At 62.0% G+C, this 25,857-nt stretch carries 22 protein-coding genes and 2 pseudogenes; 11 read left to right on the top strand and 13 right to left on the bottom strand.

Annotated elements, in window-relative coordinates; all coding sequences use genetic code 11:
• Positions 1–448: 448 nt before the first annotated feature.
• From ABH924_RS22550 to ABH924_RS22540, 3 genes are all read right to left on the bottom strand, one after another.
• The gene (locus tag ABH924_RS22550; protein ID WP_404502434.1) at positions 449–604 is read right to left on the bottom strand and encodes a hypothetical protein; all 156 of its coding nucleotides are present in this window, start codon (positions 602–604) and stop codon (positions 449–451) included.
• 323 nt (positions 605–927) lie between these two features.
• Positions 928–1,605 carry a hypothetical protein gene (locus ABH924_RS22545; RefSeq protein WP_404502432.1) on the bottom strand — a complete coding sequence of 226 codons (678 nt, stop codon included), beginning with the start codon at positions 1,603–1,605 and terminating at the stop codon, positions 928–930.
• A gap of 10 nt (positions 1,606–1,615) precedes the next feature.
• Positions 1,616–2,197, bottom strand: coding sequence for a TetR/AcrR family transcriptional regulator (locus ABH924_RS22540; protein WP_404502430.1), 582 nt, complete (start codon positions 2,195–2,197; stop codon positions 1,616–1,618).
• Positions 2,198–2,560: 363 nt separating this feature from the next.
• Here ABH924_RS22540 and istA point away from each other — a divergent pair, with 363 nt between their 5' ends.
• Both istA and ABH924_RS22530 read left to right on the top strand, forming a co-directional pair.
• Positions 2,561–4,123: an IS21 family transposase gene (istA, locus tag ABH924_RS22535; protein ID WP_404502428.1), complete on the top strand. Its 1,563-nt coding sequence runs from the start codon at positions 2,561–2,563 to the stop codon at positions 4,121–4,123.
• Entirely contained in the window at positions 4,120–4,866 is a 747-nt protein-coding gene (locus ABH924_RS22530; RefSeq protein WP_275216592.1) for an ATP-binding protein, read from the top strand. The genes istA and ABH924_RS22530 overlap by 4 nt, the downstream gene beginning before the upstream one ends.
• Positions 4,867–5,506: 640 nt before the next feature.
• On the opposite strand, the gene ABH924_RS22525 is transcribed toward ABH924_RS22530, so the two are convergent.
• On the bottom strand, positions 5,507–5,734 hold the full coding sequence (locus tag ABH924_RS22525) for a helix-turn-helix domain-containing protein (RefSeq protein WP_404502440.1): 228 nt from the start codon (positions 5,732–5,734) through the stop codon (positions 5,507–5,509).
• A gap of 202 nt (positions 5,735–5,936) precedes the next feature.
• On the opposite strand from ABH924_RS22525, the gene ABH924_RS22520 reads away from it, so the two are divergent.
• On the top strand, positions 5,937–6,320 hold the full coding sequence (locus ABH924_RS22520) for a hypothetical protein (protein ID WP_404502426.1): 384 nt from the start codon (positions 5,937–5,939) through the stop codon (positions 6,318–6,320).
• A 414-nt stretch (positions 6,321–6,734) separates the two neighbouring features.
• Here ABH924_RS22520 and ABH924_RS22515 read toward each other — a convergent pair whose 3' ends face one another.
• Positions 6,735–6,935 carry a hypothetical protein gene (locus ABH924_RS22515; RefSeq protein WP_404502424.1) on the bottom strand — a complete coding sequence of 67 codons (201 nt, stop codon included), beginning with the start codon at positions 6,933–6,935 and terminating at the stop codon, positions 6,735–6,737.
• Between the two features lie 301 nt (positions 6,936–7,236).
• Here ABH924_RS22515 and ABH924_RS22510 point away from each other — a divergent pair.
• Positions 7,237–8,493: pseudogene (locus tag ABH924_RS22510) on the top strand (IS1634 family transposase); the annotation flags it as partial.
• 144 nt (positions 8,494–8,637) lie between these two features.
• Here the strand turns inward: ABH924_RS22510 and ABH924_RS22505 are convergent.
• From ABH924_RS22505 to ABH924_RS22490, 4 genes are all read right to left on the bottom strand, one after another.
• Positions 8,638–9,042, bottom strand: coding sequence for a hypothetical protein (locus ABH924_RS22505; RefSeq protein WP_404502442.1), 405 nt, complete (start codon positions 9,040–9,042; stop codon positions 8,638–8,640).
• Complete coding sequence (locus tag ABH924_RS22500; protein ID WP_404502422.1) at positions 9,039–11,135, bottom strand: hypothetical protein; 2,097 nt, start codon at positions 11,133–11,135, stop codon at positions 9,039–9,041. The genes ABH924_RS22505 and ABH924_RS22500 overlap by 4 nt, the downstream gene beginning before the upstream one ends.
• Positions 11,132–12,709, bottom strand: coding sequence for a hypothetical protein (locus ABH924_RS22495; protein WP_404502420.1), 1,578 nt, complete (start codon positions 12,707–12,709; stop codon positions 11,132–11,134). The genes ABH924_RS22500 and ABH924_RS22495 overlap by 4 nt, the downstream gene beginning before the upstream one ends.
• Positions 12,710–12,834: 125 nt before the next feature.
• Positions 12,835–14,103, bottom strand: coding sequence for a tyrosine-type recombinase/integrase (locus ABH924_RS22490; RefSeq protein WP_404502438.1), 1,269 nt, complete (start codon positions 14,101–14,103; stop codon positions 12,835–12,837).
• Positions 14,104–14,248: 145 nt separating this feature from the next.
• On the opposite strand from ABH924_RS22490, the pseudogene ABH924_RS22485 reads away from it, so the two are divergent.
• The 3 genes and pseudogenes from ABH924_RS22485 to ABH924_RS22475 form a co-directional block, all read left to right on the top strand.
• Positions 14,249–14,365 (top strand): annotated as a pseudogene (locus ABH924_RS22485) (DUF4244 domain-containing protein); the annotation flags it as partial.
• Positions 14,362–14,850 (top strand): TadE family type IV pilus minor pilin, encoded by a 489-nt coding sequence (locus ABH924_RS22480; protein WP_404502418.1) that lies wholly within the window; start codon positions 14,362–14,364, stop codon positions 14,848–14,850. The pseudogene ABH924_RS22485 and the gene ABH924_RS22480, both read left to right, overlap by 4 nt.
• A complete protein-coding gene (locus ABH924_RS22475; protein ID WP_404502416.1) occupies positions 14,847–15,272 on the top strand; it encodes an Rv3654c family TadE-like protein in 426 nt (141 codons plus the stop codon). The genes ABH924_RS22480 and ABH924_RS22475 overlap by 4 nt, the downstream gene beginning before the upstream one ends.
• Here the strand turns inward: ABH924_RS22475 and ABH924_RS22470 are convergent.
• Together ABH924_RS22470 and ABH924_RS22465 are read right to left on the bottom strand one after the other, a co-directional pair.
• Positions 15,269–17,593 carry a DEAD/DEAH box helicase gene (locus ABH924_RS22470; RefSeq protein ID WP_404502436.1) on the bottom strand — a complete coding sequence of 775 codons (2,325 nt, stop codon included), beginning with the start codon at positions 17,591–17,593 and terminating at the stop codon, positions 15,269–15,271. The two genes, ABH924_RS22475 and ABH924_RS22470, sit on opposite strands and share 4 nt — an antisense overlap.
• Before the next feature lie 86 nt (positions 17,594–17,679).
• Positions 17,680–18,375: a GNAT family N-acetyltransferase gene (locus ABH924_RS22465; protein WP_234748740.1), complete on the bottom strand. Its 696-nt coding sequence runs from the start codon at positions 18,373–18,375 to the stop codon at positions 17,680–17,682.
• Between the two features lie 125 nt (positions 18,376–18,500).
• On the opposite strand from ABH924_RS22465, the gene ABH924_RS22460 reads away from it, so the two are divergent.
• A complete protein-coding gene (locus tag ABH924_RS22460) occupies positions 18,501–19,394 on the top strand; it encodes a rhodanese-related sulfurtransferase (protein ID WP_404502414.1) in 894 nt (297 codons plus the stop codon).
• A gap of 9 nt (positions 19,395–19,403) precedes the next feature.
• Here ABH924_RS22460 and ABH924_RS22455 read toward each other — a convergent pair whose 3' ends face one another.
• Both ABH924_RS22455 and ABH924_RS22450 read right to left on the bottom strand, forming a co-directional pair.
• Positions 19,404–19,940: a hypothetical protein gene (locus tag ABH924_RS22455; protein ID WP_404502412.1), complete on the bottom strand. Its 537-nt coding sequence runs from the start codon at positions 19,938–19,940 to the stop codon at positions 19,404–19,406.
• A gap of 43 nt (positions 19,941–19,983) precedes the next feature.
• The gene (locus tag ABH924_RS22450; protein WP_404502410.1) at positions 19,984–20,421 is read right to left on the bottom strand and encodes a hypothetical protein; all 438 of its coding nucleotides are present in this window, start codon (positions 20,419–20,421) and stop codon (positions 19,984–19,986) included.
• A 94-nt stretch (positions 20,422–20,515) separates the two neighbouring features.
• Between ABH924_RS22450 and ABH924_RS22445 the strand changes: the two genes are divergently transcribed.
• The 3 genes from ABH924_RS22445 to topA all read left to right on the top strand — a co-directional run bounded on the left by ABH924_RS22445 (position 20,516) and on the right by topA (position 25,716).
• On the top strand, positions 20,516–22,189 hold the full coding sequence (locus ABH924_RS22445) for a methyltransferase (RefSeq protein WP_404502408.1): 1,674 nt from the start codon (positions 20,516–20,518) through the stop codon (positions 22,187–22,189).
• A 36-nt stretch (positions 22,190–22,225) separates the two neighbouring features.
• Complete coding sequence (locus ABH924_RS22440; protein WP_404502406.1) at positions 22,226–22,867, top strand: ArsR/SmtB family transcription factor; 642 nt, start codon at positions 22,226–22,228, stop codon at positions 22,865–22,867.
• A gap of 119 nt (positions 22,868–22,986) precedes the next feature.
• Positions 22,987–25,716: a type I DNA topoisomerase gene (gene topA / locus ABH924_RS22435; RefSeq protein WP_404502404.1), complete on the top strand. Its 2,730-nt coding sequence runs from the start codon at positions 22,987–22,989 to the stop codon at positions 25,714–25,716.
• Positions 25,717–25,857 lie beyond the last annotated feature (141 nt).

The following is a 25,857-nucleotide window of genomic DNA, read 5'->3' as shown; positions in this document are numbered from 1 at the left end:
TGGATGCAGGGACACGCCTGCAGCGTCTGGTTCACGCGTCAAGCGGGTCGTTCTACGGGCCTGGCGGGCTCAGGAACACGTCGACTGTTGATTAGACATCTACCGTGGAAAGTCCTCCTGACCTGGAAACTGGCTGGAGCCCGGAACCGGCTTATCATCGAAGCGCGGCAACCCGTCCGGGGTTCGGGTTTCTTTGTTTGTCCCAGACTGTTCACAGGAACGTACGGGTCGCCTGATCCGCTGCGTGAGAGGACTGAGCAGGGCGTTCAAGGACGGCTCCCTCGTGAAACTCTTACTCAATCCAGAAAACGCCCGGCACCTCATCTTCGAAGTTGGCCGGACCACGTCATTTTAGGCCCGGCGTGCACTAGCCTTCCTATGACAGGTCCACAGATGGGGGTGGAGACCATCAAATGCGTGGCTGACCACCCCGGTAATTAGCGCCCGTCTATGCCCGCTTCCCTTGTGACCGTTCCGAGGCGGGGAGCCAGCGGGAGAGCCTGGCCACGGAGACGCCGAGGTCGCGGGCGACGTCCACTGCGGGGGTCCCTTGAATTACGATTTCACCGCTTGAGTCCCTCAGCCGCCAAATCTTATTTGACACAGGGGATATTGCCGCCTTGGAGGGCTCCCGTGGAGTCGGCATAGGTGCTGGTGCTGGGGGTCGGTGCAGGGTTGGCCGATGCCGGGTTGGCGGGCGCTGGGGTTTCAGGTGCTGCGTTCGCGGGAGCCGGGGGCATGTGCTGCGTTCGCGGGAGCCGGGGGCATGTGCCGGGTCTGGGGTGGTGGTCCTTGCACCGGGCGTCGGCTTGCGGGACGGTGTGCCATCGAATAGGAGTCGATCCGGATTTGGCTTCCGTGCCACTGGGGCAGCCGATCGCCTAGCCGACAACGGATCACGTATGGGCACTCGGCGATTGCGGGTGGCTAGGCAGACTTCAGTGACTCCGATGGCGTGGTCGAGTGCACCGCGTCGACGGGAAAGCGGCCCGGGTTGCGTTTTGCCCACAGCAGTAGTCCGATGTAAGCGAGATCGAAGACGCTGCAGAGCAGGCCGGTGCCGATCACGAAGACGGAGTTGGCGAGGAACCCGATGAGGATAGTCGGCGCGAGCGTCCCGATCCACTTGGCAACCGCAATCAGGAGGCTCTGTCCTCGCGGGCCACGGCGGGCCACGAACATTGCGATGAACAATCCCGACATCAGGAGGTTCTGCAGGAAAGCGCTGTACGCCGCAGCTTTGTTCCCTGCCATGCCGAATTCAGCGATGAACAGCCACTGAATCAGGAACGAGGTCACGATGATCGCCACGCCCCACGCGATGAAGAGGGGCCGGGAAATGAAGCCGGGGAGCTCGTGGCGCCCGTAGCGGAAGAAGGTCACCAGGATGAAGACATCCGCGAGAGCCCAGGTCAGGTTCACCCACGCTTGCACCCCGGGATCGACGGCGAGGTCGTGCACAGCGTACGTCCATTCCCATGCAATGTTGAGCCCCAGGGCCGCGATCGGCATCGCATAGGTCTTGTACTTGAATCCGAGGCGGATTGCCTGGATGTACACGATTGTCCAGGCGATCCCGCTGAGCGCGGTCAGAAACAGGTCCATGAATGTTCTCCTAGTGAGGTGATGTGGCGAATCTGCGGATGAGGTCGGCGACGGCGTCGCGGAGTACGCCGTCGTCGGTGGAGTCACCCCGTGCGAGGTGACTGAGAATGAGGCCCTGGATGCTCGAACCGAGGTTCAGTGCGGTCCTCCGGTCGGCGACGTAGGGCGTCAGCAGGTTGGCGAGGTATCCGTCGAGTTCGCCGATGACGGGTTGCAGCGAACTGTCGTGACTGGAGGCCAGAATCATCTCGAATACCGCGATCGTGTCCTCACGCCTGACGTCCACGAGCGTCGCGGAATAGTCAGCGGCAAGTTCCGGGATGAGTTCAGGCTCATCGAGGTGGGCTTCGACCAGGGCGCGGAACGCGAGTCCGATGCGCGAACCCGCGTGCCCGAAGGCGGCCTGACGAAGGTCGCTGATCCCGGGGAAGTGGTACGTGACGGAGGCGAGCGAGACGTCCGCCTCCGAAGCGACCGCGCGGTGGGTGAGCCGACCGGCGCCAGCAGAAGCGATGACCGCAACCGCGGCGTCGAGCAGCAACTCGCGGCGCGCCTGACCCCGCTCCCGCCGCCCATCGGTATCCGTTGCCATAACCCTCCTCACTATCGGTACAAATGTACCGTAATCATGAGATTTGGGGAACCCGGCGACGAGACTCACCTACTTGGCCTACCAGGCCGCCCGGCACGTTTTACGCAAAGGATTTGCCAGGCGGCCACGTCTCGAGTGCAGTTGATCGACCGGGAGAAATTCCCAGTCGAAGCTTTGGTTTTTCGACCCACTCTCCTGGCTGAATATTCGCGCTGTTGGGGTCCATCTGTCGTGTGTTTGGGGGCCGGTGGGCAGAGCGTGCGGTAGCGGTCTTGGGTGCCGGTAGTGGCGTGCTTGGGGGCCACCAAGTTTAGGCTCCTTCCGTCGTGTGTATAGGGCGCACGGCGGAAGGAGTAAACATCAATGGTACGGAAGATCAGAGCGAAGCTCGTGTTGCAGTTGCGCGCCGAGGGCCTGTCCGGGCGGGCGATTGCGGCATCGCAGGGAATGTCGCGGAAGAGCATCACGGCGGTGCTGGAGGCTGCCGATGCGGCCGGTGTGGTTTGGGACGATATCGCCGACAGCTCGGATCGCGAGGTGTATGCCCGGTTGTTCCCGGGCCGCGGTGAGCATCAGAGCGTGTTCGCGCAGCCGGACTGGGACCAGGTCCACCGGGAGATGGCCCGGGTCGGGGTGACGCTGAAGCTGCTGCATGGCGAGTACGCCGATTCGTGCGCAGCTGCCGGTGAGCCGATGATGGGCTATGACCGGTTCTGCAGGACCTACCAGCGGCACGTGCTGGTAACGGGGGCGGCATCCCGGGTCGGGCACAAGGCCGGGCAGACGGTGGAGGTCGACTGGTCGGGGCCGACGATGCAGTTGGCTGATCCGGTCACGGGCAAGGCAGGGACCGTGTATCTGTTCGTGGCATGCCTGCCTTTCAGCCGGTATGCGTTCGTCGAACCCGCCCTGGACATGAAGCAGGACACTTGGTTGCGGGCTCACGTGGCGATGTTCGAGGCGTTCACCGGTTCGGTGCCGCGGATCGTGCCGGACAATCTGAAGACCGGGGTCATCAAGCATCCCCGCGAGGGCGAGGTCGTGCTCAACGACGCTTACCGCGAGATGGCGGCGCACTATTCAGCGGCGGTGCTGCCCGGACGTGTCAGGGCACCGAAGGATAAGGCCAGCGTGGAAAACACGGTCGCCCACGTGGCTACCTGGATCATCGCCGGGCTGCGTCAGCGGCAATTCACCTCGTTGCCGGAGCTCCGGGCCGCCATCATCGAGAGGGTGGCAGCCTATAACGCGGAGCCGTTCCAGAAACGGTCCGGGTCCAGGGCCAGCGTGTTCGCGGCCGAGGAGCAGCCGTTGCTGACCGGGTTGCCGGCGGCGGCCTACGAGATCAGCAGGTGGGTCTACGGGCGCCGGGTGGGCCGGAACGGGCACGTGGTCTGGGAGAGGAACTACTACTCGGTGCCCTTTGCCAATATCGGCACCACGGTGGACCTGCGGGTCACCGATCGGGTGATTCAGGCCTACCGGGGCAGCGAACGGCTGACCAGCCACCTGCTGCTGCCCGAGGGCGCGGCCAACGAGTACCGCACCAACGACGCCGACCTGCCCGCGGGCGAGAAGTACCGGCAGTGGGACCCGGCCCGGGTGCGGGAGTGGGCCGGACGGATCGGCCCGACAGCGGTGGCCGTGGTCAACCGGATCTTCGAGTCCGTCCCGGTCGACGAGCAGGGCCTGGACGCGGCACTGGCCGTGTTGCGGCTCTCCCGGCGTTACTCGGCCGAACGGGTCGAGGCAGCGTGCCGGCTTGCGTTGGCAGGCCGGGTGCGGTCCCCGCGGTATGCGCATCTGCAGCCGATCCTGGCCACGGAGCAGGACAAGGCCGCCGGGCTCAGGCCATCACGGGATGAACCGGCCGAACACGGCGGATACGTCCGCGGCGCCGAATACTACGCAGGTGGTGCCAAGTGAGCGGGATCGATATCGAAACCAAACGCAAGCTCCGTGAGATGGGTGCCGCCCCGATGCTGGAGGCGCTCGAGGCCCAGGACGAGACGCTGGTGCTCGGCATGGCCTTCGAGGAACGGCTCCGGCTGGTCGTCGACGAGGCCCACTCCGGGTTCAACCACGCCAAGGTTGAGGGATTGATCCGGCGGGCCGGGCTACGCTACCCGGGCGCGGATCTGCGCCGGCTGGACCTCGTGGACGAGCGTGGTCTGGACCGGAACGTGATCGCCCAGCTCGGCACGTGTTCGTTCATCGAACGGCAGCAGAACGTCGTGTTTCAAGGATTCACCGGATCCGGGAAGTCCTACCTGGGGTGCGCGCTGGCGAAGCAGGCCTGCCAGCACCGGATCCGGGCCCACTACGTCCGCATGCCCGACCTTGAGGAAGCCTGGGCGCTGGCGAAGGACAAGCCACAGGGACAAACCAAATTCCTGAACAAGTACGCGGCCTTCACCCTGCTCGTGATCGACGAATGGCTTCTCGACCACCCCGACGAGGGCATGCGCAGCATGCTGCTGGAACTGCTGGAGCGCCGGTACGACACGGCATCGACCGTGTTCTGCACCCAGTACGCCAAGAAAGACTGGCACCAGCGGCTCGGCTCCGGGGTCCACGCCGATGCGATCATGGACCGCATCGTGCACAACACCATCTGGGTCGATACCGGCAACCACAACATGCGCCAACACGCCACCATGAAGCAGTAAGAAACGTCGGTGGGGGCCCGTGGCCCCCACAATCTCGGCCACTGGCCCCCACCGGCAATATCACTGGCCCCGAAAGGCAATATCGAGTGGCTTCCAAACCTTCAAATACTCATGGCAGTCGATTTGGCCTCGTCCGATCTGCTCATGTGGGTGGAAAGCCAAGTTGAAAGAAGCTATCAAGGGCGAGCGTCGAATCTCGTCATGGCGTCCGGCAGAAGCACTCGGAAGACCCCGGTCGTTCGTCGCCGCTCTTAGGATTATCGTGAATGGCCAGCTAGTCCGCTGCACGCCTACGGTGCTGTCCGGCTTCGATGAGACAGATTGCCGAGTGCCCGGCAGGCTGCGTGGCATTGACGTGGTGGAGGCAGTGTTACCAGTTCTGAGCTGGGGCGAGTTTTGATCATGTTCGGGTTGCAAAGCACATGATCGATCTGCGTTAATCTCGCTTGGAAACCGCTTGATGACAAGGGCGATATGCGAATCTCCACGAGGATCCTACATCTCACCGTTAAAACGTAGAAGTGCGAACTCGACACCTTGGTCGGCGTCGCCAGACGGCTCGACCTTACCCAGTCAACGCCGCGTACTAGGACCTCAAGCAGTCGCGCTTCGCACTAAACGCCCGCTTACCGTTGCCGATCTAGCGACCGGTTGTCATGTCCGGAGCGGCCGCAGGAAGCAGGTCCACTAGAGGGACGTCGAGGGCCTGGCTTAGCGCAACGATCGTGACCAAGCGAGGGTTCATCGGAGTCCCAGGGCGTGACTCGCCTTTTTCGTACTTTTGATAGGTGAAAGCAGATATGCCGGCAAGGTGGGCTAACTTCTCCTGACTGAGGTTCTTCGTGACCCGTGCCCGCAACAGGTTCATCCCGAGTTCACGGGCGTAGGTTGTCCAGGCCGCGCGCCTTGCCGTTTCGAGTGTCACTAATCGAGCCTTACGGCTACAGTATCTAAGGCTCCACATACATGTATGGGAATATTTAAATGGCATCTTGCGTGTGGTGAGCCTCCGTTTCCCTTGATCCAGACCTGGGCGGCGGGCCATAACCTGACACATCCGAAGGCTTCGAATGCAGCATCCAACCAGCCAGAACGAATATGAGCTGACCGTGGGAACCGATGGGGCGCGGGTGAGAATCATCATCCAGCCTGGGAACGAAAGGTCCCAGAGGGAGCCAGCCCCGCACGACGACGTAGCGCTGAGCCAGACCAGCCACGCTGAGAGCCCGGCGAAGCCAAAAGTCAGCTTCTATCAATCGACTCGGGACGGGAAGCGCATGCGGGCAGCATTCGTAGCAACCCAACCACTTGAACGAAGGGCGTCACTATCTGCATTCATCTGTGAGGCCATACTGAGGGAAGTGCAGCGACTCGAGAGGCAGTACAACGGCGGGCGGCAGTGGCCCGATGTAGAGGCTGGCCAGATACCGAAGGGGGCACCGGTGCGTGCGTAACTAGTGCGTGAACCGCGAAGAAAGTCTTGAACTAGAGGTTCCTCGGGGTCTCGGCTGAGCAATTCTTACCATTGGCCCGGGACGTGATGATATACCTGTTCCCTCCCTTGCCCGCGGACGCGGGTGCGTCGGGGAAGTAACTTTGGTCGCCCGGAGAACCGTGGTTGGCGGAATTTTTGGATGGTAGTAGGGCGATCGGCTGAGCTCGGCTGGGCGCGGTCTGCCTGTACGGCCATCGACGTCGCCCATCAGGGAGTTGCCCGGGGAAGTCCCTGAAGCTGGGCGGTACTGGATTGTTGTGCTTGCCCATCTCGCAGCGGCGACTTGCGGGTTAAGCATCTGAATCTACATTTCGCCGATCCGAGGTTCTTCGGCGAACAGGTCGGGATTGGTTCGGAGGCTTTGGGGCTGACGTCAGTCGGTCTGGTCCGTTGACGTTTGAACGCGCCTAGTTCGGCGGCTCGTGTGGGTGCTTGGGCGGTACTTCAACGATGCCCCCGAGAAGACGCTCAGCTTGGGAAACATCCTCCAGTCGGATGACGGCATCGCCTCGAAGGACTTTGTGAGACGGTCGTAGCCGATACCGCTCAGCTGGGAATAGTCTCTCGAAGTCATTCCGAGTTCCTGAAGGCGCTGGTGGATGGGGACTACCCAATCGTGCTGGAACCGTGCGGCCCATTGGCGGTCCTGTTCCAGAGGAGCTGAATTTTTCCACCCGATGGTGACACCCCTTCCAAAGGACTTCGGTTCGCTCGTGTACGACCGTGTGGTGAACCTTGCGAAACCCATAGTGAAAGCATGCGGTGCTATTCGGGGTATCGATCCCGCGCCGTCGGTAAAGGGCTTGGTCGCCCCTGTCGGGGATCCTGGCCTGTTCAACATTCCTGACACGGTGACGCCGGCCGGTCGTGATGGCCCGGGACGCGTGGTGGGAACGGACTCGCGGATCCTGTTCGATGCGCTGGCAGGGGTGTTCATAGCGTTGGGATTCGACGGGCTCGGTGACGAGGTGTTCCGCGACCTGGTGGTCGCCCGGGTCGTGGAACCGACATCACTGCTGGATACCGGAAGAGTCCTTCGGGACCTGGGCCGGTCCCCGGCCAGCTACGCGACGATGAAACGCGCCCTCGGCCGGGCCGCTGCGGCAAGTACCGCGACCGGATCGCGAGCTGGTGCTTCCAGCACGCCAGCACCAGCGGGGACATCTCCCTGGTGCTCTACGACGTCACCACCCTGTACTTCGAGGCCGAGAAGGAAGACGAGCTGCGCAAGGTCGGGTATTCCAAGGAACGCCGCGTCGACCCGCAGATCGTCGTCGGTCTGCTCGTGGACCGCGGCGGGTTCCCCCTGGAGATCGGCTGCTTCGAAGGAAAGAAGGCCGAGACCGCGACCATCGTCCCGATCATCAAGCAGTTCCAGGCCCGGCACGGTCTGGCCGACATGGTCGTCGTCGCCGATGCCGGCATGCTCTCGGCCTCGAATCTGCGTGAGCTGGACGAGGCGAACCTGCGGTTCATCGTCGGTTCCCGGATGACCAAGGCGCCTAATGACCTGGCCTCGCATTTCCGCTGGCACGGCGACGCGTTCACCGACGGGCAGCCGATCGACACGATCAGCCCCAGGACCGGCCACAGGAACGAGAACAACCCGGACCTGCGCGCCGAACCCGTCTGGGACCCCGTCAAACACCCGGCTCATGGCGGGTCGTGTGGGCCTATTCCCGCAAGAGAGCGGTCCGCGACGCCAGCACCCTCACGGCCCAGGAGCACCGGGCCCGCGAGGTCATCGAGAGACAGAAGTCGGCCCGGACCCCGCGCTTCGTCAAGACCAGCGGCGGGAAACGCAGCCTCGACGAGGCGTCACTGACACGCGCAAGGCAGCTGGCCGGCCTAAGGGCTACGTGAACGAATATCCCCGCGACGGTCATGGCCGCAGGCGAGGTGATCGGCTCGTACCACGACCTGTGGCACGTCGAGCAGTCCTTCCGGATGAGCAAAACAGCCCTGCGGGCCAGGCCACGTTCCACCGCACCCGCGACGCGATCGAGGCACACCTGACGATCGTGTTCACCGCGCTTGCCGTCTCCCGCACGGTCCGGAACAGGACCGGGCTCGCCGTCGGCAACGTCATCAAACAACTCCGGCCCCTGCGCTCAGCGACCATCGCCATCAACGCACCGAACAGCAAGCTATCCTCGACGCCATTAACAACCCAAAAGTCATACATTAAGGAAACGAGCCAAGTCAGGTTGGAGCTTCGAGGTCCGGGGTCCAGTCGACACAGGACAGCCAGGTGTAGAGTCCAACCCTTCGCGATGTCAGTTTGGGGGTGCCCGCAGCGGGGTCGGTTCGGTTCCCCCGCTCCGAAGGTGCTCGATCAGGACGGCTTGCAGCTGAACAGTGTTCGCCAGAGTCTGCAACTGCGCCTCTAACTTCTTAGTCGCGCTGGAACATTCGCGCATATGGGCATTCGTCGCAGCCTCCAGCCGACTATATCGGCTGCGCCAGACCTCGACCGAGGTGTCAGCTTCCGGATTGGAAACTGACTGTGTTCGGAAATGCTCGATGAGGTGGCGGTATTCAATTTTATTTACGGTGGCACGACTTAGGCCGGCTTCCTTGGCCAGATCGGTCACAGTTATCCGTCCACCGCTTCGCTCAGGCTTTCCCTGAAGGATTCTTTCTGCGGCGGCCCGAATCTTTTCACCGGTCGTCTGACTCATGCAATGTCCTTACCGTTGGTGCTCCGTAACCGGACAACAACTCGTGTTGATTGTTCCGTCAACACCCGAGTCTGGGTTAGTTGGTTGCTCGTGGCTAAAGGGTCGGCCAGTATCGCCTCCAACCTGCTTTGTCGTTCGACCCAAGCCGGCAGCTTCGAATTGGAGATATACGCGCAGCCGCAACTTGTTGGATCACAAAGCGAAAATATGGGAGCGTCGGTCATTCCTCCGAACGTTTTGAGGCATAATGACGCGGCCGGATCGAAGTAACAGTCCACAAGCAGCCCCGGGTACAGAGTACGTGCCAATCCCCTTAGCATCCGAGACCGCCGGCGCTCATCTACGATCATTCCAGGGAAGTCACCGAGCTCACGTTGGATATTGGCAAACTCCGAATCAATCTTTCGGACACCGGGCCCCGCGGAGCTTTCTCCTGCCTTGAAGGATTCATAGCGATCGATGATGTCTCGCTCGCGGGCGAGAGCCAATTCGGCCTCGACCTCCAACTTGAATCCGGACTTCGACGTTCCAGCGTATCCTTCGAAGGTAGCGACATGAAGATGCTTATACTGGGTCATTCCGGCGACGATTCCGAAAGGCCTATTGGCGATGTACCAGGCTAGGGTCCGGCGGAAGCTTCTTGTGCTTATTACAAACTTGCGCCCATCATATTCTGTGGGGATAGGCCCCTGGTTGTCGGCGGCGGCATGTTCGGTATTAACCCACGCGATGAAGTCCTTCGTGTCCCTATTGAAGACTCCGGAGCTCATGGCATGGAAGGGCCCGTCAGGGTTCCAATAATGCCTCGTGGCTTGGAAGGAACAGAGCTCTTGAGTGCCGCTCAGGGCCTCCAGGATCTTCACGGCCTTGGCCACGGGTTCGACCGTGATCCAAGTGGCTGCCTCTCCTTCCGCAGCTCTGGATTTGAACGACATTCCCCTGATCACATGACGATCCAGAAGTCCGTCTTGACTTTTCTTCATCGAGTGGCATCCCCGCCTCAAAGCGAAGACCTCGTCGGTCCGCATCCCAGTTAGAGCAAACAGCAATATTAGACAGGCCGTTCTGAGGGCCTTCACTTCCAGAGGGACATCCAGCTCGTGCAGAGGTGTGCGCCAGGGCTTCATCGTCGTAGGGTCGAGCGAGACCTGAGTTTCGAGACCGCCATCTTCGAGTGGGAATGAAGACAAAGCCGCCGCCAGTCTCTTACTCGCCCCGGCTCTTGAACGCGCGGGGAGCCCTGCCAGGCGGCGGATGAATGGCAGATCGGGTTGTTCCAAATCAGTTGCTGGCGTGAGAGTGAATTTACTGAGCTTAGGTAACCCACGACCCATATTGATCCTTCTGGATGCCCATTTCAGCAGCCCTATTCGATCTTCCTTGAAGGAGAAGACACCGGTATGCTGCCTCCTCAGGCTCTCCACCTCCGTCTTGCATGCGAGAATGTCGACGCTTGCCGTTTCAACATAGAACATTGCCCATGCTAGAAGGGGCTCCGAGATTGTCTCCGGGATTCGGGGTGTCTTATTCTCGTTGTTGGAGGAAACGCCAGCGAGCCTAGCTATGGGTTTTCCGTGCCACGGCTCGAATCCGATGGCGTCCTCCAGGAACTCTCGATACTCGTAGAGGGCCTTGACGGCCCTGAGAGAGTTGGCCTGCTGGACTGGAGAGTCTGAGTAACTGGAGGGATGGTTTTGCAGCCAGAGGAAGAAGCTATCCAGATTCTTCTGCGTCACGGCCGCAAGGCGATCGACTCCACTTTCGTCCAGAAAACTCCAGAAATATCGTAGGTGCCGATTCAGGGCATATGCAGTGGAGGGGCGGTGCGCTTTCTTCCCTGGGAATGGGCTCTGGTTTATGTACGCGTAGGTGATTAGTTTCGCCACCCTCCGCCATTTCAGTGGAACGACGGTAAAGTCGACGGGGTCGATCTTCTTCCCCGTCCCGCCTGCCGTGATGCCCAGGCGCCAGACGTCGTCTCCAAATGGGGAGGGGGCCTTGATGAGTTTGCGGCCGACGACTGTCAGTGCATCAGGCGCAGGATATTTCCGTGATTGAGCTGGAGTTTTTCCCTCTCGCGCCTGTGCTTTCAAACTTCGACTCCCATCGCAATAGTAAGAAATCCGTTAGCTGGGTCGTGTCCAGCTATCAGCTTGGCCTCTGCAATTTCTTCCGCGGAAAAGCGCGGGATGATCTCCCTGGCCAAGTGCGTCCACGCGTAGCCATACCGAGCGTTCCAGACTTCAGCGCTGAGCTGGTGACGCTGATCGTGTGCGAGCTTCATGAAAGCCAGTTGCGCAGGGAGCTTGTGTGGAGAGGAAACGCTGTTCGGACAGGCAAAGCACATCCAGGGGACGGCCTTACAGGGTTTGCCGATTTCGCCATATGGCGACTCATAGATGTTCACGCACGTAGACAGCCACGTGTCAGTGGGATGGGACGTGGCCGGTTGCGGCGACGGGTTTGAGGGCTTTGCCTGACCATCGGTTGCGGTGAGGAAGTCGAGAATACCGTCGGAGATCGTCTGTTCGTGAAGGTCCCGGTTAGTCTCCACATTGGCGTAATTGCGCGCAGCGACATCTGCTGAGTGCCCATTCGGAAAGTCATTCATGTCTCCGTTTAGTGCTCGATATCGCAGGGACTTGTAGGTCTTCCGTATACGAACCAGGTTGAGCTTGAGCGGGCCGCCGTCTGGATCTGTGAGGCCGTAGTCCGTCACAAACTGACGAAATAGTGATTTCGTGTCGTCAAATTTATAGACCCCAAGAGAGCCAAACTGTTGGTGGCCGAGCCACAGCATGTCGGAACCGAGTGTCGCGCGGGCACTAGCCGTGAGTGTGATGACTGCCCGAATAATGCCACCCGGAGTGGACAAGCTTCCATCTTTTACCCGGACTTCTTTGTGCTCGGACCCATGTCGGCGTCGTTTCCGGGTCAGTACGCCCACGGTGCCGTTACTCTCATTCACGAGGCAATCGGCGCGAAGACCACGGATCACGTCTGGCTCCCAACCCGTTTCCATCGCCAGACGCAATATGAACGGGACTAAATCTTGCTTTAGGATGAACGCTTTGCGGTAGATTCTCTGAGCCCCACCGCAGTTCTTGGCACGAGCAAAGCCATCCCCAGCGATTTTCCCCGTCGCAATTACCTCTTCCAAAAGGTCCTTTGCCGGCCCGCCCCATACTTCCGTGGCAATGGCGTGGCGGGAACGTACCGTCTTTCTTTGGGCCTCTGCGGCCGCTGTTCGCACGCTATCCCAAATATCGAATGTGTAAGGCTCGTACGTCCTGTTCGAGCCCCAATCGCCGTTGATATTCCACGTAAGTCGCGCCCGAAGGTCTGACGCGAGAGGGAAACCGATTGCTGAAGCAGCCTTCAGCAAGACAACAATGGCCAACACCGAAACCGCTGCGAACGTCTTCTCGCTGCCATGTTCCTCACGCAAGCGATCTTCGAAACCATCGAGGTGCTGCCGCTCGAGGTCCGTTACTCCTATGGGTGGCGACGGGTGTCCGGCTAGGTAGCGGACAAAGAGCTTGATCTTGCCGACACTTACTCCTACTGAGCCTGGCGTCGCGATTGGGCCGCCTAAGGACGCTCTTTCGAAGAGAGCCGCCAACAGCATGTGCGTGATTGGCGCACAGGGCATGTCGGTGAGGTCCACCGTCAACGGGACCTCTCCTGGAAACTGGAATGTCGCTTGTCTATCAAGGAGCGTGACGCCGGAGTTGGTTAGTTCAGTCGAGTACGGATCGCCGTCGTCGAAGTTGCGTCCGTCAGGGAGGGATCTCATCTGGCCTGCTGCTCCAATTCTCGTAGCAATTCGGACCAATCGTCCGTTACTTCAGCGGTTACGTTAAGGGTTTCAGGACTCTCGTCGGCGTAGATGCCGGTCGTTTCTATGGATGCATGCCCCAAGAGGAGCTGAATGAGGCGCAGAATGTTCCCTTCGTATTCAGTTTTGCGAAGCATGTCTTTGAGATTGGACGCGAAAGTGTGACGGAGCTTGTGCGGGTATGCTTCCAAAGGGAATCCCCTGGAAGTGCATCGCGCCGCCGCCTTGTAGAAGATCTTGTTCCACGCGGACTCGGACACCGGTGTCCCTAGGGGCGAGAGCCAAAGACTCAACGGCTCCCGGCGCCCGTCAGAGTCCTCCAGAATGGCGAGTCTCCGCCGTTCTGGGGGCAACTTGACCCATTGGACTCGCTTACCGTCCTCTCTGAGGCCAGAACGTCGGTTCGACTGACGGAAGACTATCCATTTCGGAGAGTCGTACAGCCCCCTATTCTGGGCCGCGTGGACAGCTTCGGAGCGCTCGATGGTGCAGTATGAGCGTATTTGCTTCAGAACACGTTGAGGCACGAATATCTGCCGCGATTTCTCTCCCTTCGTGATAGCTGCAGGCAACATGAAAGGAATTGTCTTCAGAGATGCGTCAGGCCGGAGATCTGAGACCTCAATTACCGACAACGCGTTTGCCTCGGCGATTCGGAGGCCCGTCGTGACTAACAATTCGCTCATTACGGCATTGCGTTCAAAAGTTCGACCGCGATATTTCCTATCGATGGACCCATCCGCGTTTAAGCCCAGAATTCCCACGTTCCTAAAGCGAACATACTGCTCTGGACTGAAGAATCGCATAGTCGGCTTCTTCGCGCCCTTTTCTTTCGAACGGTTGACACTGATTACATACTTTTCCTCCAAGAATTTGACTGCATAGCTGTACGAGAATGGAAGGGTATCGATGATGTCGTTGTCTAGGCCCCATCGGTACAGTCGGTCCAGCGAAACAACTGCACGGTTCCACGTCCCGGCCGAGATTGCTGTCTCTGGATCAACGGTTCTACGCAAAGCGTGGTAGGCCAAGACATCGTTTCGCGTCGCCTCCCAAACGCTCGCCTTTCCTTGTCGCTCCTCTAGGAAATCGCTCCACGCGAGAATGTCACGCGCGTAGGCCATCCAGGAATGTCGGGACCGGACACGGTCGGAAGGCAAAAACCTTAAGAACTCGTTGATGCTCGAAACGTAGTTGCCCCGCCTGTCCAAGAAGAATGGCATGCCGTTTGGCACGCCCAAGCTTCGCAACCCGTCCGCGTCCTGGGACGACAGCAGACGCCCATCAGTAGTAAAAAGCTGCACTAAGACCTACCCTTTCGAACTGGCTTGTGGACAGTATAGACGCTCTTTGAGAGGCCAGATAAATGCCATTGCCACGCTTGCGGCAGTGGGCTTCGCCGGACTCCTGGTGGTCATCCTTCGCAGCGAGGAAGTACGTGGCTTCCTCCTCAACCTCATTCGCAGCGCACTCTCCCTGCCATGACACCGCGCCGGGGTTCTAAGCGAGACGTCTCCCCTGAGAGGGACAACGGTGCCGTCACTGCGGAATTCGCCGTGGCCCTACCCACCGTCCTGCTTCTTTTGGCCTTGCTTCTGGCAGGATCGGCCGCTGGAATTACGCAGCTTCGCTTGGAAGAGGCGGCCAGAGCAGGAGCCAGGGCCCTCGCCCGCGGAGATGGCCACGCGGCCGTAGACGGAATCGTTCGAAGACTGGCAGGCGATGCCGCCTCGGTCGTCGTTGCGGAAGACGGCGAATGGATAAACGTCACAGTCTCCGCCCGGGTCGTCGGCCCGTTGGGCTCTCTCATCCCGTGGTGGCTTTCGGCGACGGCATCTGCAAGGGGAGAGGCCCCGCAGTCGCCAGCAGCCACTGCGCCCCTCCTCGCCGTTGGAGGCGGCGTTGTGGACTTCAACGAGGCTATGCCGTTGCTTGGGCTCCAAGCCGCCGTGAAAGAGGTCGCGGCGTGAGAGTTGGTATCGCCCGCGTCGGCGATGGCCATCGCGGTGCGGAGCACGGTTCGAGAACCATCCCCGCCGGTGCCGGCTGCAGCGAGGCGGAGCACGGCTCGGGAACCGTTCTGGCCGTTGTCCTGGGCTTTGTTGTCATGATCTGCATGGCGGCGGCGTTGACCCTGGCCCAGGCCATGGCGATGGCCCACCGCGCAGCATCTGCCGCCGATCTCGCTGCCCTCGCAGGAGCTGACGCGGCCCGCGGCCTGACAACCGGAGATCCTTGCGTGGTCGCCAGCGAAACGGCTGCGCGGCACGGAGCTTCGTTGTCGGCTTGCACAGCGGGCGAAGGCGGGATCGTAGAGATCCGCACTGAGCTGGACCGCGGCGCAGTCTTCGGGACCGCAACCGGCCGCTCTCGGGCCGGGCCGCCTCCTTAAGCCGCGTCCCGCAGGAGCACGTCGATCAGGGTGACCGCGGCGTCCTTGTCCAGTGGATTGTTCTTGTTGCCGCATTTGGGGGACTGGACGCAGGAAGGGCAGCCGGTGTCACACTCGCATGCTTTGATGGCGTCCCTTGTGGCGGTCAACCACACTTTGGCCTTCTCGAAGCCACGCTCGGCAAATCCTGCACCGCCTGGATGACCGTCGTAGACAAAGATCGTGGGAACTCCGGTGTCGGCGTGGAGCGCTGTTGAGACTCCACCGATATCCCAACGGTCACTTGAAGCGACCAGAGGGAGAAGCCCGATGGCGGCGTGCTCGGCGGCGTGAAGCGCGCCCGGGAACTGGGCTTCGACAAGGCCCGCGCCAGTCAGCGAACGGTTGTGAACCACGAACCATACCGCCTTGGTGAAGAGATCCCTGGCCCCGAGCTCCAGCGGTTCTTCCCCCAAAACCTCATTGGAAATCAGTGCCTTACGTTGGAAGGAGACCACCTGTGTTGTTACCCTCACTTCGCCGAAGTGGACCGCGATATCCCCCCATTCCATGGTCCGGAGAGTCTGCAGGACCTCGATCTGCGTCACGTCCCGTGCTGTGGTGTAGTAGTCCGGGTTGGTTCGACGAACCACCACGCAGTGGTCTTCTTCGTTCAGTTCCTCGACCAAGTAACTGTCGCCTTGGTGCACATAGATCGCACCGGTGTGCGCCTGGTAGTGCGTCTGTGGCGAGTCCATGGTGCCCAACAGGTAGCCAGTCTCGGAGTCCACGATGCTTACGGGGCCGCCGCCATCTGCGCGGAGATTCACCATGGCCGCGGCGCTCTCGGGGTGGGTCCAGAACCAGCCCGCAGGGCGTTTCCTCAGGTACCCCTGCTCCACCAGCTGATTCAGCAGGGACTCGGACGTTGGACCGAACAGGTCAAGTTCAGCCACGCCGATCGGGAGCTCGGCCGCCGCCGCGCACAGATGGGGGCCGAGCACGTAGGGATTTCCGGGATCGAAGACCGTGGCCTCGACTGACACATCAAAGATCGCCTCCGGATGGTTGACGAGGTATGTGTCCAAGGGATCGTCGCTGGCCACGAATGCGGCGATGGCGTCTTGGCCCGCGCGGCCTGCCCGTCCGATCTGTTGGAACAGGGACGCCCTTGTCCCGGGCCAGCCAGCTACCAGCACTGCGTCGAGCCCGGAAATGTCGATACCCAATTCCAATGCGGACGTGCTGGAGACGCCAAGCAGCTCACCGGAACGCAGAGCCTTTTCCAAAGCCCGTCTCTCCTCGGGGAGATAGCCGGAGCGGTACGCAGCAACACGCTGGGGCAGGCTGGGGTCCACCTCATCGAGGAGGCGCTTGGTGATAGACGAAATAGTTTCTGCACCGCGCCTGGATTTGATGAAGGCGATGGTCCGCACACGGGAGGACACCAGATTGGCCAGCAAGTCCGCGGTCTCGGCCACGGCGGTCCTGCGGGATTTTGCCCCGTTTTCGCCCTTCAGCTCGGTCAGGGTTGGTTCCCAAAAAGCCACCGTCGTGGAGCCATGCGGTGAACAGTCTTCGGAAACTTCGCGGACGGGGGTGCCGATGAGCCGGGCAAAGGACGTGCCGGGGTCCGACGCTGTCGCCGACGCCGCAATGAATACCGGTTCAGGAAACGAGGTGCCGGCACCGTAGTAGGCGCAGATTCGCCGGAGCCTCCGCATGAGGTTGGCGACGTGGGACCCGAACACCCCACGGTAGCTGTGGGCCTCGTCCACGATCACGTACCGCAGCCTGCGGAAAAAGCGGGCCCACCACGTGTGGTTGGGCAGGATCCCGAAGTGCAGCATGTCGGGATTGGCGAGGATGAAGTTGGCGTGATCGCGGATCCAGCGACGCTGGGACTGCTCGGTATCGCCGTCGTACGTTTCCGCCCGGACCGTAGGGAGCTTGAGTGCACGGATCGCTGCCAGCTGGTCGGCTGCAAGGGCTTTGGTGGGAGAGAGATACAGGGTGACGGCACCGTCGTCGTGGATCTTGCCCGGCTCGGACAGCACCCGCAACTCGGAACGATGGATCGCGTCGAGGGCGGGCAGCTGGTAGGCAAGCGACTTGCCGGAGGCGGTCCCCGTGGCAATGACGACGTTTTGGCCCGAGTGGGCGAGCTCGGCTGCTTCGATCTGGTGCCGGTACGGCTCGTGGATGCCCAAGGCTCCGTAGGCGGCAACGACATCGGGATGGGCCCAGCCCGGCCATGACTCGTGGATCGCCTGGCGCGCCGGAATAATGCGGACATGTCGCAACTGCTCCGGGTCCGGGCTCCTGCCCAGGAGGGAGATCATCGATTCAGTTGCGTTCACTTGAACATTCTGTCACCGCGCCGGAAACCGACCGGCGCCGAAGGTCGGTTACGCCACAGGACCGTCGGCTACGCCACAGACAGGTCAGTCTCGTCGACCCGTTTGGTGGACATCATGAGTACCTGGCACACGTGCTTCCAGCCAAGGTGTGAGTAGAGATGCTGTCCGTCCAAGGAAGCCAGGAGGAGACCGCTTTCAACATCGTATTGAAATGCCTGCGCGGCGAGGGCTTTCATGATGAAGCTGCCCAGTCCCCGGCGCTGGTAGTTGGGCTCGGTGACGATCTTGTCGAACACCGCCGTCTGCCTGACCACGAACACCTGACCGCTGGCCGCCACCTTTTCGCCGGCATGGACCACCGCGTAATGGACGCCCTTGTTTTCGGAAGTCGTGAGCTTGAGGTCGTCATCCGAAAGCCACGGATCTTCCGCATCCTGCGTCCCCATGTCCACGATCATCATGGTTTGGGAATCCGAAGTGATATTCAGCCCGTTCTCGCGAGCCAACTGGGTGTAGCGTGCGACGTCGTTCGTGAGGATCGTCAGGATACGAGTGTCCGCCTGGGCGGTCTTGGCTGCCAGCTCGGCGAACTCAGCATCCGACGGGTCGTGCGCAAAGAATTCCCAGTCGCCGGTTTTGTCCGCACGCAGGGCTGCCGGGAACCGGCCTTCCTTGCGCGTTTCGTAACTCCGGGACCCAGACCAGCCAGCCACCCAGACTTCGAGCAGCTCAGCGATGTCTTCAACCAAGGCGTCGTGACTCATGTAGAGAGACTATGCCAGCGGTCTGGGAATCAACAGGGGCCGTCAGTAACAGCTCCATTAACACTTAGAGCAGCCCGATGGCAGCCCGACACATGGGTTTGGGGCCACCAAGTACCCTTAAATACGTGGCTTTAAACAGAATTGTGCTCTTCTATGGCTTTACTCCGATCGCGGACCCGGACGCCGTTCGGCTCTGGCAGCGCGCCCTGTGCGAGAAGCTCGGCCTGACCGGGCGCATCCTTATTTCGCGGGACGGCATCAACGCCACCGTTGGCGGGGAACTGAACAACGTCAAGCAGTATGTGAAGACCACCAAGGAATACAGGGGCTTCCACGGTATCGACTTCAAATGGTCCGAAGGCGGAGCCGACGACTTTCCGAGGCTCAGCGTCAAGGTTCGCGATGAGATCGTGTCCTTCGGTGCCCCCGGCGAACTGAAGGTGGATGAGAACGGCGTCGTCGGCGGGGGCACCCACCTTCAGCCTGAGGAGCTCCACGCACTCCTGGAGGAAAAGAAGGCGGGCGGGCAGGAGGTGAAGTTCTTCGACGGACGCAACGCCTTCGAAGCCCAGATCGGCAAGTTCAAGGACGCAATTGTTCCCGACGTCGCCACGACCCACGACTTCATCAAGGAACTCGACTCGGGAAAATACGACGACCTTAAGGACCAGCCTGTCGTCACCTACTGCACAGGCGGAATCCGTTGCGAAGTCCTTTCCAGCCTCATGGTGAACCGCGGTTTCAAGGAGGTCTACCAACTCGACGGCGGGATTGTCCGCTACGGCGAAACCTACAAGGACCAGGGCCTGTGGGAAGGCTCCTTGTACGTTTTCGACAAGCGCATGCACGTGGAATTCAGTGAGGACGCCAAGACCATTGGCCAATGCGTCCGCTGCCAGGCGCCCACCAACAAGTTTGAAAATTGCTCCAATCTAAGCTGCCGCAACCTCACACTGTATTGCGCCGAATGTGCCTCGAGCCCGGAAACGTTGCGTTGCCCGGAAGGCTGCGCAGCCTAGGTCCGGTCGTTAGATCCGGCTCACCCGGTACGCGAAGTTCGCCGCTGCATTGGCGGTGATCGTGATACCCAGGACGGCGTCCGTCTCCAGCTGCAGGACCTTGACCCGCGTGGTGCCGCACCGCAGCATCACCTCGGTGAGGACTTCGCTCCCGTTGCGCACGGTGAATTCGGCGCTGCGGGCACCTCGGCACGCCAGCGTCACCGCATACGTTCCGCCCGGAAGCTGGGTGGTCTCTTCGTCTCGGGATTCGCCGGCGGACAACAGGCCGAAGCTGCTATAGAAGGACAGCCCGTTCACGTCTGGAAGCACGTCCTGCGCCCAAGCTTTCAGCGCGTCGCCCGTAACGGTCTGCCCCAGCGCCGGGTCGCGGGTCAGTACCGGATCCGTGATGACCGGCGACGGCGGACTGCTCACCGGCGCACGGCCGTCGTCGTAGCTGTATTCGCACGACGCCATCGTGCCGCACGCGAGCACGCCGCAAAGCACGACGGCGGGAATCGCCGACCGCGTCGTCCGTACCTTCAGGGCGCGTGCCCACCCCATCACCCGACTCTACGCCCGGCTGCAGCCCCGAACGAGGGGGCAGTTACGAAGCCGGTACCAGTTGGTACGCGTAGATCACGGGTGCATCCACGCTGCTTGCGCTGATGCTTAGCGGACCGGTCGAGGGAATCTTGAGGCGGGACGTTTCTCGGCTGCCATTGCACGCCGCCCCGGCCTCGGTGATCTGCGTACCGCCCGAGGAAACGTCGAAGAATGCCTTGCCGCCGCCGTCGCAGGCAACGGTCAGGACGTAGCTTCCCGCAGCGACGCTGGCGAAGCTCTTGACCAGGGGGGCGCGATTCGGGATTTTACCGGAATCCTCCACGACGACCCCGGCCGCCGAGGGCATGGTTGTCGCCTTCCACGCGGGGATGTCGGCGTTGGAGACAGACCCCCCGGAGGAGCATGCAGTCATCGCCAGGGTGGCTGCACCAATGACCAAAAGTGCAGCGCGACGCCAAGTGGAGGGGTGAAATGCCATGATTCAACGCTACCTGCTCGAACACCTCCCCGCCGACGCAGCCGCCGACGCAGCCGCCGACGTAGCCGCCCAGCCGCCCCAATAGACTTGCACGGTGACTGATCCCGCAACGCCCGCTATCTTTGGTACCACCCCAACCACCCTTGACGCTCCCCGCACCGACCTTCCCGAGCTGCTCACAGCGCTCGCCGACGACCTGCGGAACGTTGGCTACACCGTGGACGGAGTGGCAGGACTTCTGGGGGAGTCCGCCCACGCGGCCCTCGCCCGGGATCAGCTCATCCCTGCACTCATCGTCACCGAGCCGGCTGCCTCCACCGGAGACCCGGCGGCGGACCGCGCGAAAGCCGCGCTCGCCGTCGTCGTGCGCTTGTGGCTTCTCGCTGTCCCGCAGACCGAAGGCGACGTCGACGCCGCCCTGCCGCGCATCCGAACCTCGGGACTGATGGAGCTTGGCTTGGCGGAGAAGAACGACGGCGGTGCTGTCGCCGCCAAAGTGGATTTGAGGCCGTACGGTTGGGAATGTGACTCCGGAGCACACAACAGCGGCAGCGGCGGCGCCGAACTCTGGGTTTCCAGCGATCTTGCCGCCCACCAGCAGCCCGGCGTGCTCCGGCATGACCATGTGCTGGGCATCGGGCAGGCCTCCACCACGCTTGTCCAGACCACCATCCGCCGGCACTCGAAACGCGCCCTTGACCTCGGGACGGGCTGTGGAATCCAGACTTTTCACCTCCTGCACCACAGTGAGCACGTCACGGCCACGGACATCTCCGAACGGGCCCTCGCGTTCACCCGCTTTAACCTGATGCTCAATGCGGAGGCCCTACACCTTGACCCGGCCGATCTCGAGTCCCGCGTGAGCTTGCGGCTGGGCTCGCTCCTGGAACCCGTGGCCGGTGAGACTTTCGATCTGGTGGTGTCCAATCCGCCTTTCGTGATTACCCCGCGAAGTGCCGGCGAGCGTTCTTCGGATCAGTTCACCTACCGCGACGGCGGGCTGCCCGGCGACGACATCGTCGCCAACCTCGTCCGCACGCTTCCCGACGTTCTCGCGCCCGGCGGCACGGCGCAAATGCTCGGCAACTGGGAGATCCCCGCGGGCAGCGGCTGGAGTGAACGGCCCGCGTCGTGGCTCGCAGGTTCCGGCACGGAGGCGTGGTTCATCCAACGGGAACAGGTGAGTCCCGAGCTGTACGCGGAGACCTGGCTGCAGGACGCCTCCGAAGGCCGTGACCGCGAGCTCTATCGCGATGCCTACGCCGCCTACTTGGAGGATTTCGCGTCCCGCAACGTGGAGGCCATTGGTTTCGGAATGATCTGGCTGCGCCGGCCGCAGGACGCGCGTCCAGGAGCCGCGCCCGCGCGTTTCGAGGAAATCACGTACCCCATCGAGCAACCGATCGGTCCGCACCTTGCCGCCGCCGTCGAACGCGCCGACTGGCTGGATACCCACGAGCTCGCCGACGCCCACCTGGTGGTGGCCGAGGACGTGACCGAGGAACGCCACCAGCGGCCCGGCGCCGAACACCCCGGCGTCATCTTGTTGCGCCAGGGCGCAGGGCTGCGCCGGACGAATCTGCTGAGCACCGAGCTGGCCGGCTTCGTGTCGGCATGTGACGGCGAGCTGTCCGTCCGCCAGCTGATCGGCGCCTTGGCCGCCCTGCTGGGTGGAGGGGACGACTTCGACGACGACGCTTTCCGCGCCGGGTTGTTCTCCGATGTGGGGAACCTGGTCCGCGACGGCTTCCTGCTTCCCGCGACATAGGACAATTGCGGCGGCACCGGCGGATAAACTGTTCCGGTGAATGAAGACAATGGGGTATCCACCGGGCTGGCATCCCCGAAGCGCCGGAAACGGCCCGAGAAGACGGTGGAGATCACCGATCCCAAAGCGATCCGTGCGCTTGCGCATGCAGCCCGGCTTGAGGTCATCTCGGAGCTGTATTCCACACAGCTGAGCCGCACGGCCACCGAGCTCGCCGCGCAGACCGGGCTCACGCCGAGCGCCATGAGCTACCACCTGCGGGCCCTCCAGAAATGGGGGATAGTGACTGCTGCGGACAACGAGGGCGATGCGCGCGAACGCCGTTGGAAGGCCGCGGGTTCGGACTTCACCATCAAATCCGGCGGCAACGCTCCGAGCCCGGAGATCGCCGTCGTCGAACTCGAACTGGACGCCTTCCGGCGTCGGGCGACCGCCTTCACCCGGGCCCGTGGTGAGCGGCGCCAGCGCGGCGAGGCCGCGAACGAGGCAGCCGCCATGGTGTTGTCCAGCGATCTGCTGTATTTGACTCCGGATCAGCGGACGGATCTCAAGGCCAAATTCCAGGACCTCATCAGGTCATATGAACTCGAAGATCCCACGCGGATTCCCGAAGGAGCAGTCCGAATCGCTACGATGTGGTCAATGATTCCGGACGACCGGACGCCGTCTTCAACCTAGTTCACACCACTGCTCCTCCACAGCACTTGTGCACATGGAAACGCACGATTCTGCAAAATATGGTGAACTAGGCCAATATGGGCACGAGCCCAAGCAATTCATTTTTCTGTAGGAGAACCGTGCCCAGCAAGGCAAAAACCGGCAAGAAACTCGTGATCGTGGAGTCTCCGGCCAAGAGCAAGACCATCGCCAAGTACCTGGGCGAAGGCTTCATTGTCGAGGCCTCGATAGGTCACATCCGCGACCTCCCACAGCCCTCGGACCTCCCTGCAGAACTGAAGAAGACCTCGGTAGGCAAGTTCGCCGTCGACATCGAGAATGACTTCAAACCGTATTACGTGGTGTCCCCGGACAAGAAGAAAAAGGTTGCCGAACTCAAGGCCCAGCTCAAAGACGCTGACGCGCTCTATCTCGCAACCGATGGGGACCGCGAGGGCGAAGCCATCGCGTGGCACCTCCTGGAGGTCCTGAAGCCCAAGGTTCCCGTCTACCGCATGACCTTCGGTGAAATCACCAAGGAAGCCATCCACCGCGCCATGGACAACCTGCGCGACGTCGACAGCGCCCTCGTCGACGCCCAGGAAACGCGCCGTATCCTGGACCGACTGTACGGTTACGAAATCTCCCCGGTGCTGTGGCGCAAGGTTGCCCGTGGCCTGTCCGCCGGCCGTGTGCAGTCGGTCGTGACCCGCATGGTGGTTGACCGCGAACGCGAACGCATGGCCTTCAAGTCCGCATCGTACTGGGACCTGACGGGCCAGTTCGGTACCGGCTCCGCGACGTTCAAAGCGAAGCTCGCTGCCGTGGACGGCGCGAAGGTAGCCAGCGGCCGTGACTTCAACGACAACGGCATCCTCACCTCCGCGAACGCGGTCCACCTCAACGAGGAACTCGCGACGTCGTTGGTCGCCGGGCTGGAGAACGCGGACTTCCGCGTCCGCTCAGTCGACACCAAGCCGTACACGCGCCGTCCCGCGGCGCCGTTCACGACGTCGACACTTCAGCAGGAGGCCGGCCGCAAGCTGCGCTTCACCTCCAAGAGCACCATGCAGATCGCCCAGCGCCTGTATGAAAACGGCTACATCACCTATATGCGTACGGACTCGTCCGCCTTGAGCGACGAAGCCCTCACGGCCGCCCGCCGCCAGGCCGCCGAACTGTACGGTCCCGAGTACGTGCCGCAGTCTCCCCGCGTCTACGCCAACAAGGCAGCCAACGCCCAGGAAGCCCACGAGGCCATCCGCCCCGCGGGTGACTCCTTCCGCACCCCGGCGCAGGTGGCCAACCATCTGACCGGCGACGCTTTCCGCCTTTACGAACTTATCTGGAAGCGCACCATTGCCTCCCAGATGGGCGACGCCAAGGGCTCCACCGCCACCATCCGCCTCGGCGCAGTGGCTAACGATGGTCGCGACGCCGAATTCTCGGCCTCCGGAACGGTCATCACCTTCCCGGGCTTCCTCGCGGCTTACGAAGAAGGCAAGGACGAGAGCCGCGGCGACGACGACTCCGACGAAGCCCGGCGCCTGCCCAACGTGGCAAAGGATGATTCCCTCACGGCTTCGGAAATCGTTGCTGTTGGCCACGAGACCTCGCCACCGCCGCGGTACACGGAAGCATCGCTGACGGCGGAGCTGGAAAAGCGCGGCATTGGCCGTCCGTCCACCTACGCGTCCACGATCTCCACCATCCAGGACCGCGGCTACGTCCGGAAGCAGGGGTCCGCGCTGGTCCCCAGCTGGATCGCCTTCTCCGTGATCCGCTTGCTCGAGCAGCACTTCACCGACTACGTGGACTATGAATTCACGGCGGACATGGAAGGCGACCTGGACAAGATCGCCAACGGCCAGGCCGTCGGTGCTGCTTGGCTCAAGCACTTCTACTACGGTGAAGATGCCGATCCGGGCCTGCTGAGCATCGTCAACAACCTCGGTGAAATCGATGCGCGCGAGATCAACTCGGTGCCGATTGCCGAAGGGATCACCCTGCGCGTCGGCAAGTTCGGGCCGTACTTGGAAAGCTCGATCCCCACCATCGATCCAAAGACCGGCGAAGTCGTGGAGTCGGCGCGTGCCAACGTCCCCGAGGATCTCGCTCCGGACGAACTTACTGCGGCCAAGGCCGTGGAGCTCATGGAAACGGCTGCCCCCGAGGAACGTGTCCTGGGCGCGGACCCGCACACCGGGCACACCGTGGTTGCCAAGAACGGCCGCTACGGCGCTTATGTCACCGAGATCATCCCCGAGATGACGGAAGAGCAGCTGGCAAACCAGCCGGTGGAGTACTACAAGAACGGCAAACCCAAGCCGCCGAAGAAGCCCGTCAAGGCCAAGCCGCGCACAGGCTCGCTGTTCAAGTCAATGTCCGTTGACTCGATCACGCTCGACGAAGCCATTCAGCTCATGAGCCTGCCCCGCGTCCTCGGCGCGGACGCCGAAGGCAACCCCATTACGGTGCAGAACGGCCGCTTTGGGCCCTACTTGAAGAAGGGCACGGACTCGCGGTCCATCGGATCCGAGGAAGAGATCTTCACGATCACCCTGGACCAGGCACTGGAGATCTACTCCCAGCCGAAGCAGCGTGGTGCACGTGCAGCCGTACCGCCTCTGGCCGAGTTCGGTCCGGACCCGGTCTCGGAGAAGAACATCGTGGTGAAGGAAGGCCGTTTCGGCCCGTACATCACCGACGGTGTCACCAACATCACGGTTCCGCGCGCCACGTCCTTGGAGGAGCTGACCCGGGAGCAGGCAATCGAGCTGCTTGCCGAGAAGCGCGCCAAGGGCCCGGTCAAGCGGACCACCACGACGGCCCGCAAGGCGCCTGCGAAGAGGGCTGCTGCTAAAAAGTAGTCCTGGGTTGCCGAATTCGTGGGTGTGGGCCGGGGGGGGGGGTGGGGGAGGCCGCCCCCCGCCGCCACCCCCCGACCGGGGTTTGCCGGGTTGGACATAGATCGGGTTGGGGGGTTGCGGCCGGCGGGGCGTGGGCGACAC

It is taken from the genome of Arthrobacter sp. GAS37 (assembly GCF_044908325.1).
GTDB classification, from domain to species: domain Bacteria; phylum Actinomycetota; class Actinomycetes; order Actinomycetales; family Micrococcaceae; genus Arthrobacter; species Arthrobacter ramosus.
The sequence above is the reverse complement of the archived record's forward strand: the minus strand, read 5'-3'. Positions and strand labels throughout refer to the sequence as shown.

Excerpts from the sequence above, each read along its gene's own strand:
- ABH924_RS22515 (WP_404502424.1), bottom strand. The coding sequence starts at position 6,935 with ATGACTTCGAGAGACTATTCCCAGCTGAGCGGTATCGGCTACGACCGT.
- ABH924_RS22525 (WP_404502440.1), bottom strand. The coding sequence starts at position 5,734 with ATGAACCTGTTGCGGGCACGGGTCACGAAGAACCTCAGTCAGGAGAAG.
- ABH924_RS22470 (WP_404502436.1), bottom strand. The coding sequence starts at position 17,593 with ATGATCTCCCTCCTGGGCAGGAGCCCGGACCCGGAGCAGTTGCGACAT.
- ABH924_RS22480 (WP_404502418.1), top strand. The coding sequence starts at position 14,362 with ATGACACCGCGCCGGGGTTCTAAGCGAGACGTCTCCCCTGAGAGGGAC.
- ABH924_RS22455 (WP_404502412.1), bottom strand. The coding sequence starts at position 19,940 with ATGGGGTGGGCACGCGCCCTGAAGGTACGGACGACGCGGTCGGCGATT.
- ABH924_RS22540 (WP_404502430.1), bottom strand. The coding sequence starts at position 2,197 with ATGGCAACGGATACCGATGGGCGGCGGGAGCGGGGTCAGGCGCGCCGC.
- ABH924_RS22490 (WP_404502438.1), bottom strand. The coding sequence starts at position 14,103 with ATGCCATTCTTCTTGGACAGGCGGGGCAACTACGTTTCGAGCATCAAC.
- ABH924_RS22505 (WP_404502442.1), bottom strand. The coding sequence starts at position 9,042 with ATGAGTCAGACGACCGGTGAAAAGATTCGGGCCGCCGCAGAAAGAATC.
- istA (WP_404502428.1), top strand. The coding sequence starts at position 2,561 with ATGGTACGGAAGATCAGAGCGAAGCTCGTGTTGCAGTTGCGCGCCGAG.
- ABH924_RS22545 (WP_404502432.1), bottom strand. The coding sequence starts at position 1,605 with ATGGACCTGTTTCTGACCGCGCTCAGCGGGATCGCCTGGACAATCGTG.
- ABH924_RS22450 (WP_404502410.1), bottom strand. The coding sequence starts at position 20,421 with ATGGCATTTCACCCCTCCACTTGGCGTCGCGCTGCACTTTTGGTCATT.
- ABH924_RS22465 (WP_234748740.1), bottom strand. The coding sequence starts at position 18,375 with ATGAGTCACGACGCCTTGGTTGAAGACATCGCTGAGCTGCTCGAAGTC.
- ABH924_RS22520 (WP_404502426.1), top strand. The coding sequence starts at position 5,937 with ATGCAGCATCCAACCAGCCAGAACGAATATGAGCTGACCGTGGGAACC.